The following is a 14,401-nucleotide window of genomic DNA, read 5'->3' as shown; positions in this document are numbered from 1 at the left end:
AATGAAACGAATAAAACTAAAGGAGTTTTCTATGCAAGTCATCAAACGTAATGGAGAAGTTACTGATTTTAATCCAGATAAAATTTATCAAGCTATTTTGAAAGCAGCACAAACGGTTTATGTCTTGACAGATGATCTACGTCAAAATTTAGCGCTTGTAACTAAAAAAGTAGTGTTGGATCTAGAGGAAGCTGGTGTTGAACGAGCTACTATCAGTATGATTCAATCTATGGTAGAAAATCGTCTGCTAGGTGCTGGTTATATCACTATTGCCGAGCATTATATTTCCTACCGCTTGCAACGAGATTTGGAGCGCAATGGTTATGGCAATCATATTGCAGTCCATTTACATTTTGAACAAATTCGCTAAAATTCAACTCTCTTTTAAGTTAATAATATTGCTTGTTCTACAAAAGATTACACATTTCCTTAATTTCTGGGACTTGACAAGTGTATTTTTATATGATAGAATTTAAAAGATTTTAAGCTTGAAGGGAGTGAAAAAAATGTCAAAAACAGTAGTACGTAAAAATGAATCCCTTGACGATGCTCTTCGTCGTTTCAAACGTGCGGTTACTAAAGCTGGTACTCTTCAAGAAACACGCAAACGTGAATTCTATGAAAAACCTTCTGTAAAACGGAAACGTAAATCAGAAGCAGCTCGTAAACGTAAAAAATTCTAATTGAGCAAAATGACAGACTTCGGTCTGTTTTTTGTTTCTGTTTAGATAAAATTGAACTCGTACTCAATAAAAATCAATAGTTTTAGCAGGTTTACCGTATGGACGTTATCTGCCATCTCAAAACTCCACCGCAAGTTTAATAGAAGTAGCAGCTAGAGGGGCAGGTTAAGGCAAACAGAATATCAAGAAACCGTGAGAATAAACAAAAAACACTGATTTTCATCAGTGAATTTTTTCATAATTATTTGCTTTCGAGCAATGCTTTGATTTCTTGGAGAACTTCTAATTCAGTTGGTCCTGCAGTTTCTTCAGTAGTGTCTTCTTCTTTTTTAGTAAGGCTTTGCGCTTTTTCAACAGACTTGACGATGAAGAAGAGAACTGTTCCGATGACGAGGAAATTGATAACAGCGCTTAAGAAACTACCATATGCAATACCATTCCATTTTAAACCAGCAATTTGTTCTACACCAGCAGCTTTTAAAGCTGGATTGAGAAAGAGTGGAGTAATAACATCTCCGATAAGTGAAGTCACAATAGCTCCAAAAGCATTGGCAATGATAACACCGACTGCTAAATCAATTACATTGCCGCGAAGCAAAAACTCTTTAAGATCTTTTAACATTTTCTTTTTCCTTTCAAAATACTAAAACATATTATATCTTAAAAAAGTGAAAAGTTCAATAAAATGTCTAAAAAGCATAGTGAATATTTTACTTTTTGACAAATTTGTTATAAAATGTAAGTTGTCATTCTATGATAAATTGGGGGTATTGTCTATTGATTGATAAAGAAATCATTTCTGATATTAAAAATAGTGTCAATATCGTCGAAATCATAGGAGAAGTCGTTGCTCTAACGAAAGCTGGAAGAAATTATCTAGGGCTTTGTCCTTTTCATGGTGAAAAAACTCCATCATTCAACGTGGTAGAAGAAAAGCAATTTTATCACTGTTTTGGCTGTGGAAAGTCAGGTGATGTCTTTAAATTTATTGAAGATTATCGTGGTGTTTCTTTTATGGACGCTGTACAAATTGTTGCAGATCGTGCAGGGATTCCATTAGAAATAGAGCATAACAGAAAAGAACAGTCAATGCGTACGCATCCTCATCAAGCGCTTTATGACATTCATACGGAAGCTGCAAGATTTTACCATGCAGTATTGATGACAACAAAGATAGGAGAAGAAGCACGTTCTTATCTTTATGAACGTGGCTTAACAGATGAAGTTATCAAGCATTTTCAAATTGGTTTAGCGCCCAATGAAAATAACTATCTTTATAAAAGTGTTAGTGGGAAATTTGACGAGCAAGTCATTATGAATTCTGGTTTGTTCAACTTAGCTGATAACAATTTGGTTTATGACGCCTTTCAAAATCGGATTATGTTTCCATTGACAAATGATAAAGGCCAAGTCATTGCTTTTTCAGGTCGTATTTGGCAAGCAAGCGATATAGAGCAGAAAGTTGCTAAGTATAAGAATAGCCGCAGTACACCGATTTTCAATAAAAGTTATGAGTTGTATCATCTGGATAAAGCCAAACCGACTATTAAGAAAAGTCACGAAATTTACTTAATGGAAGGCTTTATGGATGTTATAGCCGCTTATCGTGCTGGAATTGAAAATGCTGTAGCATCTATGGGGACAGCATTGACGCATGAGCATGTGGATCATCTTCGTAAATTCGCAAAGAAAGTCATTTTAACGTACGATGGTGATAAAGCAGGACAAGCAGCGACAGCAAAAGCTCTGAATGAATTGCACGATTTATCAGTTGAAATTGTCAGGATTCCTGATAATATGGATCCGGATGAATTTATCAAAAAAAATTCTGCTGATGATTTACAAAATTTACTGACTAAAACACGAATTAGTGATATAGAGTTTCTTTTGAACTATTTGAAACCAGATAATATCGAAAACTTGCAAGCTCAAATTGAATTTGTTGAACAAATGTCTCCTTTGATTGCGCAGGTTCAATCAATCACTGCACAAAATTCCTATATTTATATGTTAGCTGAATTGTTACCTGATTTTGACTACCAGCAGGTGGAGCAAGCTGTTAATAATCATCGTTTAGTAAATAGAAGAGAGCAACAACAGCAATCTCATCAACAAGTGTCAAGACTTGACATTCCGGTAACGCAGCAAGTATCGCGGCTAATTAAGGCAGAGAGTCATCTTCTGCAGCGGATGATTGATAATCCTGTGATTTTAAATGATTATCGTTTGAGGAAAGATTTTCATTTCGCAACAGTAGAATTGCAGACTTTGTACGATATTTTAAAAACAAATGGCGAGGTAACGCCACAAGATTTGTCTGAGCAAAATGATTCGGTACAGCAAGCTTGGTATCGGGTCTTAGAAGAAAATCTACCAGAGGAAGTTTCTGAGCAGGAACTGATTGAAGTGGAGCAAACGCGAGATAAGGAATTGCTTCGCAAAGAAAATCAATTGATTGGTAAAAAAGTCCGTGAAGCATCTCATAGTGGGGATGCAGATACGGCATTAGAAGAGCTAGAGCGATTTATTGCTCAAAAAAGGAGAATGGAGTAGGAATGGCTACAAAACAAAAAGAAGTAACAACTTTTGATGTTCAAGTTGCAGAATTTATTCGCAACCATAAAAAAACTGGTACAGCAACCGATGATGAAATCAATGATCAGCTAGTCATTCCATTTACTTTGGAAGCTGATGGCATTGAAAATCTTCTTCAACGGATTCAGGACGCAGGGATTGCTATTACGGATAAAGAGGGCAACCCAAGTGAACGGGTTTTAAATACAGAGGAAGAAGAAGCTGAATTAACAGATGAGGAGTTGCTTGGTAGCAATTCTGCTAAAGTGAACGACCCTGTCCGTATGTATTTAAAGGAAATTGGTGTTGTTCCGTTATTGACCAATGAAGAAGAGCAAGAATTAGCTGTTCTTGTGGAGCAAGGCGACTTAGAAGCGAAACAACGTTTGGCAGAAGCTAATTTGCGGTTGGTTGTCTCTATTGCTAAGCGCTATGTTGGACGCGGCATGCAGTTTCTTGACTTGATTCAAGAAGGCAATATGGGATTGATGAAAGCCGTTGACAAGTTTGACTATACCAAAGGTTTCAAATTTTCAACCTATGCTACTTGGTGGATTCGTCAAGCAATTACTCGTGCGATTGCTGACCAAGCTCGTACGATTCGGATTCCGGTTCACATGGTTGAGACAATCAATAAATTAGTGCGGGAACAACGAAATCTTTTGCAAGAATTGGGGCAAGATCCAACGCCAGAGCAAATTGCGGAGCGCATGGATATGACACCAGACAAAGTTCGTGAAATTTTGAAGATTGCTCAAGAGCCGGTCTCTCTTGAAACCCCAATTGGAGAAGAAGATGATAGTCATCTTGGCGATTTCATCGAGGATGAAGTGATTGAAAATCCAGTTGATTACACAACACGTATCGTTCTGCGTGAACAATTAGATGAGGTTCTTGACACATTAACAGACCGTGAAGAAAATGTACTACGTCTGCGTTTCGGTCTAGATGATGGGAAAATGCGTACGCTGGAAGATGTTGGAAAAGTCTTTAACGTAACTCGTGAACGGATTCGACAAATTGAGGCCAAAGCCCTACGCAAATTGCGTCATCCAAGTCGTAGCAAGCCACTTCGTGACTTTATTGAGGATTAGTAGACAAAAGGAGGCACCATGGCATACACAAACGAACAAATTGATGATATTAAAAATCGTATCTTAGAAAGTTTAGAGCAAGTTATTGACCCTGAATTAGGAATTGATATTGTAAACCTTGGTTTGATTTATGAGATTCGATTCAATGGTGAAAACGGCGAGACACAAATTGATATGACTTTAACAACAATGGGTTGTCCACTGGCTGACTTATTAACTGATCAGATTCATGATGCGATGTCAGATGTACCTGAAGTGAGCAAAGTGGAAGTGAGATTGGTGTGGTATCCTGCCTGGACTGTTGATAAAATGAGTCGCTACGCTCGTATTGCTCTAGGGATTAAATAAGAATATAGCAGCATGACTTGATTATGCTGCTTTTGTTTTGCTCAAACATTCAGAATTTGTGCAATATTTTAACTTTATACTTTATATCACTTGAAGTATTGTAAGAATCTATTATAATGGTTGAACATACTAAATTTTAGAAAAGGGAGAGAAGATGTTTAAAAAGGGAGCACTGACGGGATTACTCTTGTTTGGAATATTTTTCGGCGCAGGGAATTTAATCTTTCCGCCAACTTTAGGAGCTTTGTCTGGCGAACACTTCTGGTCAGCAATTGCAGGCTTCGTACTTTCAGGAGTTGGAATTGCTATTTTAACATTGATTATCGGTACTTTAAATCAAAGGCTATGTTTACGAAATTTCTAAAAAGGTTTCTCCTTGGTTTGCGACCAGTTACTTGGTAGTTCTATATCTAGCGATTGGTCCATTTTTTGCCATTCCTCGGACGGCAACGACTTCTTATGAAGTTGGAATTGTACCATTGCTTTCGAGTAATATGACTGGATTAGGACTTATTATTTTTACAATCTTGTATTTTGTGGCTGCTTACTTGATTTCATTAAATCCTTCCAAAATTTTGGATCGGATTGGTCGGATTTTGACTCCTGTGTTTGCCATTTTGATTGTCATTCTAGTCATTTTAGGGGCGATAAAATATGGAGCAGCTGCACCGCAAGCTGCTAGCACGGAATACGCAAAAGCAGCTTTTGGAACTGGCTTTCTTGAAGGGTATAATACACTTGATGCACTTGCCTCTGTTGCTTTTAGCGTTATCGCTGTGCAAACATTGAACCAACTCGGCTTTTAAAAAAGAATATATCTCAACGATTTGGATTGTTGGAATTGTTGTTGCATTGGGATTTAGTGCGCTTTATATTGGATTAGGATTTCTTGGAAATCATTTCCCAATTCCGGCTGATGTAATATCTTCTGATGCCAATAAAGGAGTTTATGTCTTATCTCAAGCTACACAAGCTATTTTTGGTCCGACAGCACAGATTTTCCTTGCAGCCATGGTAACAGTGACCTGCTTCACGACTACGGTTGGTTTGATTGTTTCAACATCAGAATTTTTCAATAAAACCTTTCCTAAAATCAGCTACAAAACTTATGCAACAGTCTTTACATTGATTGGATTTGCAATTGCAAATCTTGGTTTGGGAGCGATTATTCAGTATTCAGTTCCTGTCTTGCAAATTTTGTACCCGATTACCATTGCGATTGTAATGATTGTGATTGTCAATAAGTTTATTGCCTTATCTAAGATTGGAATGCAGCTAACGGTCGCAGTTGTAACAATTATTGCCTTTGCGAATATCATTGGCTCGCAATTTAAATTGACTAGTGTGAGCAATTTAATCAATGCTTTGCCATTTGCGCAAGCTTCAATTCCTTGGCTGGTACCAACGATTGTCGGGATTGTGTTGTCTTTGTTTTTGCCAAATAAACAAAAGAGTGACACATTTGAAATGGAATGATAAAAAAGAAGCTGAGACAAAAGTGCTCAGCTTCTATTAGATTTAGTAATAAACGAATAACGCAGTAGGTGATTGGACTCTTCATTCGCTTTTCAATCTCAGAAGAGCACCTAATCACCCTTGCGGGGGTGGGACTACGAACTAAAAATTTTCAATTTTTAGTTCTGTCCCACTCCCTTTTTTATGACCATATCAAATTCAAGTTTTTACAAATCGTATCCTCTATTTTTAGATAGTGAACCAGTGTATACTTTTCCTAGAAAGAAAATGAGGAGGAAAAGATAATGATATCTATTGTGTTTTTGATTTCTGTATTTCTAGCGGGAATTTTATCATTTTTCTCGCCTTGTATATTGCCATTGCTTCCTATATATGTTGGTATTTTATTGGATACAGATGAACCAAGAGCAATCATTATTTTTGGAAAGAAGATTGCTTGGTATGGAATTATAAAAACACTATTTTTCATTGCAGGATTATCAGTAGTCTTTTTAATTCTTGGATATGGCGCTGGCTTTTTGGGAAAAGTTCTCTATACAGAGTGGTTCCGCTATGTATTAGGAGCAATTGTTATTTTGCTCGGTGTTCATCAAATGGAACTGATCAATTTTAAGTTACTACAACGACAGAAAAGTGTTCAATTAAAAAAAGATAAAAATAGAAATGATTTTTACAATGCTTTCTTGCTAGGTGTGACCTTTAGCCTTGGTTGGACACCTTGTGTAGGTCCTGTTTTGAGTTCTGTTCTCGCAATTGCAGCTTCTGGTGGTAATGGAGCAGTACAAGGTGGCTTCCTCATGTTAGTTTATACCCTTGGTCTTGCTATCCCATTTCTCATTTTGGCACTTGCCTCTTCTATTGTTTTACGCCATTTTGGGAAAATAAAACCTTATATGGGACTACTAAAGAAAATTGGCGGGTTACTTATCATCTTGATGGGAATTTTACTTATGCTGGGAAATCTTAATGTTCTAGCTTCAATATTTGGTGGATAAAAGGAGGAATCTCATGAAAAAAACAATGTTAGTCATCACAGGTCTTGTTTGTGTTGCTCTGTTGGGTGCCTGTGGAAATCAAAAATCAGCTAGTGAAACTAAGTCTGGACACGGACAATTTACAAATAAAACGACAGCTACAAAGTTGAATCAAGGTGAAGCAGCTCCTGATTTTGAACTAAAAGGAGTTGACGGGAAAACTTATAAATTGTCAGATTTCAAAGGAAAGAAAGTTTATCTCAAATTTTGGGCATCTTGGTGTTCTATCTGCTTATCTACATTAAAGGATACTGATGAGTTAGCTAAAAATGCTGGGAAAGACTATGTAGTTTTGACGGTTGTTTCACCGGGGCATGTTGGTGAAAAATCTGAAGCAGATTTTAAAAATTGGTATGAGAAATTAAATTATAAACATTTACCTGTTTTACTAGATCCTAGTGGTAAATTATTGGAGCAATATGGTGTTCGTTCCTATCCGACAGCTGCATTTATTGGAAGTGATGGAAAATTGGTAAAAACTCGTCCTGGACTTATTAAAAAAGCAGAAATTGAATCAACTCTTAAAAGCATTAAATAGGAGGGGAGGATGATGGATCATAAAATGAAATGGTTATTATTGGGTGGAGCAGTCCTGCTGGTTTTAGGTTTATTTGTGCTGGGAAGTCGCATGATACCAACCCTTAAAAATCAGTCTGCTATTAATCAGATTAAGGAAGCAGCTGTTAGCCAGGTTGAACCGGTTAAGCAAAAGAAAGCGGACTTGAAAAATGCAAATTTAAAGCATATCTATTTGGCAGGAGGTTGCTTCTGGGGGGTAGAAGAATATTTCTCACGAGTAGATGGGGTGGTTGATGCAGTCTCTGGTTATGCTAATGGCACTAGCGAAACCACGAAATACGAACTAATCTCGCAGACAAAACATGCAGAAACGGTTCATGTAACCTATGATGCCAATAAAATCTCTTTAAGAGAAGTCTTGCTACATTATTTTAGAATCATTGATCCGCTCAGCAAAAATAAGCAAGGCAATGATCGTGGAGTGCAATATCGGACAGGTGTGTATTATAAAGATCAGGCTGATGTAGAAACAATTAATAAAGTCTTTGACGAGCAGAAAGAAAAATTTAAAGAGCCGTTGGCGGTTGAAAAACAACCATTAAAACATTTTATTAAGGCTGAAGAGTACCACCAAGATTATTTAAAGAGAAATCCAAATGGGTATTGCCATATCAATGTTAAGCAGGCTTCTTATCCAGTTATTGATGCTTCTAAATATAAAAAGCCTAGTGATGCAGAGATTAAAAAGAAACTATCCGATGAAGAATATGCTGTAACACAAAAAAATGATACAGAGCGTGCTTTTTCTAATCGCTATTGGGATAAGTTTGATGCAGGTATTTATGTAGATGTTGTAACAGGTGAGCCACTTTTCTCTTCCAAAGATAAATTTGAGTCTGGTTGTGGTTGGCCTAGCTTCACACGTCCAATCAGTCCAGATGTAGCGACTTATAAAGAAGATAAGAGCTTTAATATGACACGGACGGAAGTTAGAAGCCGTATTGGAAATTCACATCTTGGTCATGTCTTTACGGACGGACCAAAAGATAAGGGCGGACTTCGCTACTGTATTAACAGTTTAGCCATTCGTTTTATTCCGAAAGACCAAATGGAAAGTAAAGGTTATGGATATTTATTAGACTATGTGTAACAGCAATTTTCACAGAAATTTGCTATAATGAGTTTAATAAATAATAGGGGTGCGCTAGTGTATTCAATTATGATTGTAGAAGATGAATACCTTGTTCGGCAAGGTATTTCGTCTTTAGTAGATTTTGAAACATTTGATATGGAAGTCATGGATGAGGCTGAAAATGGCTTGGATGCTTGGGAAAAGATACAGCTTGCACAGCCCGATATTGTCTTGACAGATATCAATATGCCACATATAAGCGGGATTAAACTAGCTCAATTGGTCAAAGAACAATATCCTTCTGTTCATATTATCTTTTTAACGGGTTATGACGACTTTGACTACGCTTTGTCAGCAGTAAAATTAGGTGCTGATGATTATTTACTAAAGCCGTTTTCGCGGGAAGATGTGGAAACGATGTTGTTGAAAGTCAAAGAGAAATTGGACAAGGAGCGAAAGCAGCAGCAAGTTCATGAACTGGTTGAGCAAGCAGAATTTTCTGATTTAGAACAAACAATTCATGATCGTTTGACCGATACAGAATTGTCTCTTAAATCACTCGCTTTTCAACTAGGGTTTAGTCCGTCTTATTTGAGTGTTCTCATCAAAAAAGAGCTGGGCTTGCCATTTCAGGATTACTTAATTCAAGAACGGATGAAGAAAGCAAAATTACTGCTTTTGACAACTGACTTGAAGGTTTATGAAATTGCAGAGCAGGTAGGCTTTGAAGATATGAACTATTTTTCTCAACGCTTCAAACAAGTCGTTGGAGTGACACCGCGGCAATTTAAACGAGGAGAAGGGTAATGAAACGTTATTCGCTTCTGATTCAGTTAGTGATTTATGTTTTTATCATGATATTAGCTCTTTTGGGAATTGTCGGTGGGATTTATTATCAGACTAGTTCGGTTGCTATTCGCCAGACAACTGAGCAAAACACACGCAAGACCATTCAGCAAAGTGGTCAGTTTATCATTCTTATTTACAAAAAGTTAAACAGACAACGAGTAGTTTGGCTGAAAATGAGAAAATAAAGACATACGCACAAACACCAAGCCAAGAAAACGCTGAACAACTTCGGCAATTATTCGCAACGATTTTAAAAACAGATTCGGATTTGGTATCTGCTATTTTGGTAACAAAAGACGGAAATCTCATATCAACGGATCCTGAATTAACCATGAAGATATCCGCTGATATGATGAAAGAAAAATGGTATCAGGATGCTATCCATAAAGGTGCTATGCCGATTTTGACACCAGCACGAAGAACCGTCAGCCATACAATTGGTCAAAAATGGGTGATTTCAATCATGCAGGAAGTTGTAGATAAAGACGGTAAAAATTTGGGAGTTGTTCGCTTAGATATTGGATACAAGACGTTGGAAGCTTACTTAGATCAACTGCAGTTAGGAAAAGAAGGATTTACCTTTATCGTCAATGCCAATCATGACTTTGTCTATCATCCTAAAAAAGCAGTTTATTCTTCTAACGCTGAAATGAAAGCGATGGCGCCCTATCTTTCTGTCAAAAATGGCTATGTCAAATCAAAACAAGCTTATGTATCTCAATATCAAATTCCAAATAGTGGTTGGACATTGATTGGGGTTTCTTCAATGGAACAATTGCATGCAGTTCAAACGCAGATTTTGTGGTCTTTTATTGGAACAGGTCTGTTTGCTTTGGGTATTTGTCTAATAGGGATCTGGTTTGTGCTTCGGCTTTGGATTAGGCCATTGCGAGATTTGCAAGCAACCATTTTAAAGGTTGGAAGTGGGCATTCAGATTTGAAATGAAACCGCAGTTTATTCTTCTAACGCTGAAATGAAAGCGATGGCGCCCTATCTTTCTGTCAAAAATGGCTATGTCAAATCAAAACAAGCTTATGTATCTCAATATCAAATTCCAAATAGTGGTTGGACATTGATTGGGGTTTCTTCAATGGAACAATTGCATGCAGTTCAAACGCAGATTTTGTGGTCTTTTATTGGAACAGGTCTGTTTGCTTTGGGTATTTGTCTAATAGGGATCTGGTTTGTGCTTCGGCTTTGGATTAGGCCATTGCGAGATTTGCAAGCAACCATTTTAAAGGTTGGAAGTGGGCATTCAGATTTGAGGGCTAATGAAACCGGCTCTCCTGAATTAGTTGATTTGGCAAGACAATTTAATATTATGTTAGACCGGATTGATCAATTGATGATTGCAGTCAAAGAAGAGGAACAGAATGTCAGAAAATATGAATTGCAGGCGCTTTCCAGCCAAATCAACCCGCATTTTTTGTACAATACGTTGGATACAATTGTATGGATGGCAGAATTTAATGACAGCAAGCGTGTGGTAGAAGTAACAAAATCACTAGCTAAGTATTTCCGTTTAGCTTTGAACCAAGGACATGAACAAATTTCTCTTAAAGATGAAATTGACCATGTGCGTCAGTATCTCTTTATTCAAAAACAGCGCTATGGTGAGAAATCGCAATATGAGATTAAAGAGTTGAAGCAATATGATGACTACAAAATTCCAAAGTTGATTTTGCAGCCTTTGGTTGAGAACGCCATTTACCACGGTATCAAAGAAATGAATCGTCAAGGGATGATTCGAGTTAGCGTTTCTGAAAATGACACGCAGCTCATCGTTTCAATTTATGACAATGGTCGTGGCTTTGTCGCCAGCGAAACTACAAATGCTACACTCGTTCGCTTGGGTGGTGTCGGTTTGAAGAATGTTAATCAGCGTTTGCAATTACAATTTGGTAAATCCTATCACATGGAAATTAAATCTGAAGAAAATACTTATACGGAGATTCGTCTCTATTTTCCAAAGGCAAATAAAACCAACTGATGAAAGATTTCAGTTGGTTTTTAATATTTAATTCCCAACACTGGAGAATTTTTTCATGCCGTATTTGAATAAAGCGTAGTTGATAGTAAAAATAACAAGTAGGACTAAAGGAAGTAGCAAACCAATCCAGCTTAGATTTAAAAAATAAAGAGCTGGAAAAAAAGAAGTAAAAGCATAAGGAAATACAAAAATTAGTATCAATTGGATAAAGGTTGGGTAAATTTTGATAGGGTATTGTGCCATTTGATTGAGGGAGAAAATCCCCATTGTGATAGGGAAAGATTCGACAATCCAAAAAGCAAGAGCAGTAGGTCCTAATTGAATAGCGGCATAGAGTAAACCAATACAAATACAGATAAAGACAAAGAGAAGTAGATGAAAAATGTTCCAATGCAGTCCGAGTAAATGATAGGATTGATAAGTTGCAATAGCTCCCATCAGTGTTGTGCCAAATCCTTGTAGCTGCACGCGTTCACAAATTAGCTGAAAAAGAGGATTGATGGGCATGATAAGCAGGCGTTCAAACTCACCTTTGCGAATATAGCGGCTTCCAAACATCCAAAGATTGTCAAAGAAAATCAGGTGAACTGAACGTCCGATAGTTGCCATTCCATAAATAAATAGCATTTGTCCATAGTTGAATCCGGCAATTTCCTTGATATTTGCAAATAATACATTTAAAAAGATTAAATAAACAATCTGTTCAATCAAAGAAGAAATAAGTCCGATGAAGAAGTCCATTCGATAAGACATGCTAGCAATCAAGTAAGCTTTGAGATTATAAAAATAAATATTGATGTATTTCATCTTCAACCTCCTAAAATGACTAAACGACGTTTAGCTTGATACCAAAGAAAAGCAATGAAAGCTGAAAGTATCGGAATCCAAGCTAATTGAATCCAGAAGAGTTCAAAATTAACCTGTCTTTTCAAAAGGATATTGACCGGAAAATTAACAGCAAAGCTATAAGGTAATAGTTTCAAAATGTTTGCAATATTTTCTGGATAAAAACTTAGTGGCAAAAGTGCTCCTGAAGCGAGTGAAAAAAGCCCGTTTCTGAGAATCAAAATTCCCCAAGTATTTGCCGTGAAGAAGGCTGTTAAGCTAAATCCTAAATCTAACAGGAGGATGATAAACATTCCTAATAAACTAGAAAATAGAAAAAGCAATCCTGTCTGCCAATTTGGAAGATAGAGCTGCCCTTGAATGAAAGGAATCACCAGTAAAATTGGAATGAATTTAACAATTTCAACAATTTTGACAGCAAAGTCTTGGAAAAAGAGCGAAGTAATTAAAGAGTAAGGATAAAGTAGCTCGCCAGTAATATTCCCATCTACAATCATCAGAGATAGATCCCGTCCAATACTAAAACTATTTAGATTTCCTAGTAGATTTGCGAAGATAATATAGGTAGTGAACGTTTCTAAAGTATAACCATTAACGTGAGATTGGGTGAAAAAAATGGTTTTCCAAACAAAAATGGATACAAAAACTTGTATGAAAGTACGAATCAGGGTTGCAACAAAGAAAGATTTATATTGAAGTTGCGTAATAAGAGCTAATCGTGTGATATGGATATATTTACTCATCAAGCCCCTCCTCATAAATTTGTTTGACGATATTTTCAATTGTCAATTCTTTGATAGCTAGGTCTTCGATTGAATAATGATCAAAAATCTGATTAATAACTTGGGCGTTAGTATAAATATCTGTCTGATAATGAATATTGAAATGATAAGAGTCAATTTTCTCAAAACGAAAACCATTGATTTGGAATAGCTCTTCTATTGGCGTTTGCGTTTTGAAAGAAATGGTTTTAACTGTCGAAAACTTTTCTCTTAATTTCGTCAGACTTCCATCATAAACCTTTTTGCCCTTATCAATGATAAAAATTCGTCCACAGAGTGATTCAATATCTTGCATATCATGAGACGTAATGAGAAAAGTTGTCTGATGTTCCATATTCATAAAACGAATAAAAGAGCGGATGGTTTCTTTTACACTGGCATCAAGGCCAATTGTAGGCTCATCTAAGAAAACAACGGCAGGCTGATGAATGAAAATAGCAGCAAATTCGCAGCGAACTCGTTGCCCGAGCGAAAGATTACGAACAGGCTGGTGAATAAAATCTCCTAGCTGCAACAGGTCAATTAATTGCTCCAAGCGTTCCTCAAAAACTTTATCAGGAACGTCATAGATTTTCGCATGCAAAATAAAAGATTCCAGCACAGGAATATCCCAACGTAAATGTGATTTTTGTCCGAACAAAACGCCAATTTGCTTATTGACTGCTGTACGATGTTTCTGTGGGGTAAGTCCATTAATTTTAACACTACCTCGATCTGGATAAAGAACACCTGTCAGCATTTTAATAGTCGTGGATTTTCCGCTTCCATTTGAACCAATATAACCAATAATTTCACCTTTTTGAACCGTTAATGAAATATTCTGTACAGCGTGAATTTGTTTTTTCTTAGGGCGAAAAAAGGCTTTGATAGAACCTTTAAGACCTAATTCTTTCTCGACAATACTATATGTCTTATATAATTGATTTGCTTCAATCATCATCATTATCTCCTTATGATAGAAAACGTTTGCAGACAACAATCATTATAACAGGTGCACGGTTTATATGCAAGAGGATTTTCTGAAAATACTTTTTATTTCATATAGAAAAAGACTAAGATAAAGTTCTCAATCT

At 36.6% G+C, this 14,401-nt stretch carries 12 protein-coding genes and 4 pseudogenes; 12 read left to right on the top strand and 4 right to left on the bottom strand.

The window, feature by feature from the left end:
• Positions 1 to 31: 31 nt before the first annotated feature.
• Together ABKA15_RS04490 and rpsU are read left to right on the top strand one after the other, a co-directional pair.
• Entirely contained in the window at positions 32 to 370 is a 339-nt protein-coding gene (locus tag ABKA15_RS04490; protein WP_049513332.1) for an ATP cone domain-containing protein, read from the top strand.
• A gap of 136 nt (positions 371 to 506) precedes the next feature.
• The gene (gene rpsU, locus ABKA15_RS04485) at positions 507 to 683 is read left to right on the top strand and encodes a 30S ribosomal protein S21 (RefSeq protein WP_000048054.1); all 177 of its coding nucleotides are present in this window, start codon (positions 507 to 509) and stop codon (positions 681 to 683) included.
• A gap of 241 nt (positions 684 to 924) precedes the next feature.
• Here rpsU and mscL read toward each other — a convergent pair whose 3' ends face one another.
• Positions 925 to 1,305, bottom strand: coding sequence for a large conductance mechanosensitive channel protein MscL (mscL, locus tag ABKA15_RS04480; protein WP_049513331.1), 381 nt, complete (start codon positions 1,303 to 1,305; stop codon positions 925 to 927).
• 155 nt (positions 1,306 to 1,460) lie between these two features.
• Here mscL and dnaG point away from each other — a divergent pair, with 155 nt between their 5' ends.
• The 10 genes and pseudogenes from dnaG to ABKA15_RS04430 form a co-directional block, all read left to right on the top strand.
• On the top strand, positions 1,461 to 3,236 hold the full coding sequence (gene dnaG, locus ABKA15_RS04475; protein WP_301331515.1) for a DNA primase: 1,776 nt from the start codon (positions 1,461 to 1,463) through the stop codon (positions 3,234 to 3,236).
• Positions 3,237 to 3,238: 2 nt separating this feature from the next.
• On the top strand, positions 3,239 to 4,351 hold the full coding sequence (gene rpoD, locus ABKA15_RS04470; protein ID WP_049513326.1) for an RNA polymerase sigma factor RpoD: 1,113 nt from the start codon (positions 3,239 to 3,241) through the stop codon (positions 4,349 to 4,351).
• An 18-nt stretch (positions 4,352 to 4,369) separates the two neighbouring features.
• Positions 4,370 to 4,699, top strand: a complete 330-nt coding sequence (locus ABKA15_RS04465; protein WP_003024629.1) for a metal-sulfur cluster assembly factor — start codon at positions 4,370 to 4,372, stop codon at positions 4,697 to 4,699.
• Between the two features lie 154 nt (positions 4,700 to 4,853).
• Positions 4,854 to 6,175, top strand: a pseudogene (gene brnQ, locus ABKA15_RS04460) (branched-chain amino acid transport system II carrier protein).
• A 281-nt stretch (positions 6,176 to 6,456) separates the two neighbouring features.
• Positions 6,457 to 7,170, top strand: coding sequence for a thiol-disulfide oxidoreductase-associated membrane protein CcdA2 (gene ccdA2, locus ABKA15_RS04455; RefSeq protein WP_152907029.1), 714 nt, complete (start codon positions 6,457 to 6,459; stop codon positions 7,168 to 7,170).
• A 169-nt stretch (positions 7,171 to 7,339) separates the two neighbouring features.
• Positions 7,340 to 7,747 (top strand): annotated as a pseudogene (locus ABKA15_RS04450) (redoxin domain-containing protein); the annotation flags it as partial.
• 12 nt (positions 7,748 to 7,759) lie between these two features.
• The gene (msrB, locus tag ABKA15_RS04445; protein WP_049513387.1) at positions 7,760 to 8,878 is read left to right on the top strand and encodes a peptide-methionine (R)-S-oxide reductase MsrB; all 1,119 of its coding nucleotides are present in this window, start codon (positions 7,760 to 7,762) and stop codon (positions 8,876 to 8,878) included.
• A 57-nt stretch (positions 8,879 to 8,935) separates the two neighbouring features.
• Positions 8,936 to 9,667, top strand: coding sequence for a response regulator (locus ABKA15_RS04440; RefSeq protein WP_049513317.1), 732 nt, complete (start codon positions 8,936 to 8,938; stop codon positions 9,665 to 9,667).
• A pseudogene (locus ABKA15_RS04435) lies at positions 9,667 to 10,652 on the top strand (cache domain-containing protein); the annotation flags it as partial. The gene ABKA15_RS04440 and the pseudogene ABKA15_RS04435, both read left to right, overlap by 1 nt.
• Positions 10,653 to 10,659: 7 nt before the next feature.
• Positions 10,660 to 11,700: pseudogene (locus tag ABKA15_RS04430) on the top strand (sensor histidine kinase); the annotation flags it as partial.
• A 27-nt stretch (positions 11,701 to 11,727) separates the two neighbouring features.
• On the opposite strand, the gene ABKA15_RS04425 reads toward ABKA15_RS04430, so the two are convergent.
• The 3 genes from ABKA15_RS04425 to ABKA15_RS04415 are packed head-to-tail and all read right to left on the bottom strand — an operon-like array spanning position 11,728 to position 14,265.
• Positions 11,728 to 12,507: an ABC-2 family transporter protein gene (locus tag ABKA15_RS04425; RefSeq protein WP_186832738.1), complete on the bottom strand. Its 780-nt coding sequence runs from the start codon at positions 12,505 to 12,507 to the stop codon at positions 11,728 to 11,730.
• Positions 12,508 to 12,509: 2 nt separating this feature from the next.
• Entirely contained in the window at positions 12,510 to 13,289 is a 780-nt protein-coding gene (locus tag ABKA15_RS04420) for an ABC-2 family transporter protein (RefSeq protein ID WP_186832739.1), read from the bottom strand.
• The gene (locus tag ABKA15_RS04415; RefSeq protein WP_186832741.1) at positions 13,282 to 14,265 is read right to left on the bottom strand and encodes an ATP-binding cassette domain-containing protein; all 984 of its coding nucleotides are present in this window, start codon (positions 14,263 to 14,265) and stop codon (positions 13,282 to 13,284) included. Before ABKA15_RS04415 ends, ABKA15_RS04420 begins: the two co-directional genes overlap by 8 nt.
• Between the last annotated feature and the right edge of the window lie 136 nt (positions 14,266 to 14,401).

It is taken from the genome of Streptococcus sp. KHUD_010 (genome assembly GCF_040207525.1).
Taxonomy (GTDB): Bacteria; Bacillota; Bacilli; order Lactobacillales; family Streptococcaceae; genus Streptococcus; species Streptococcus hominis.
Note: the sequence above shows the minus strand (reverse complement) of the source record. Positions and strands in the feature narration are given on the sequence as shown.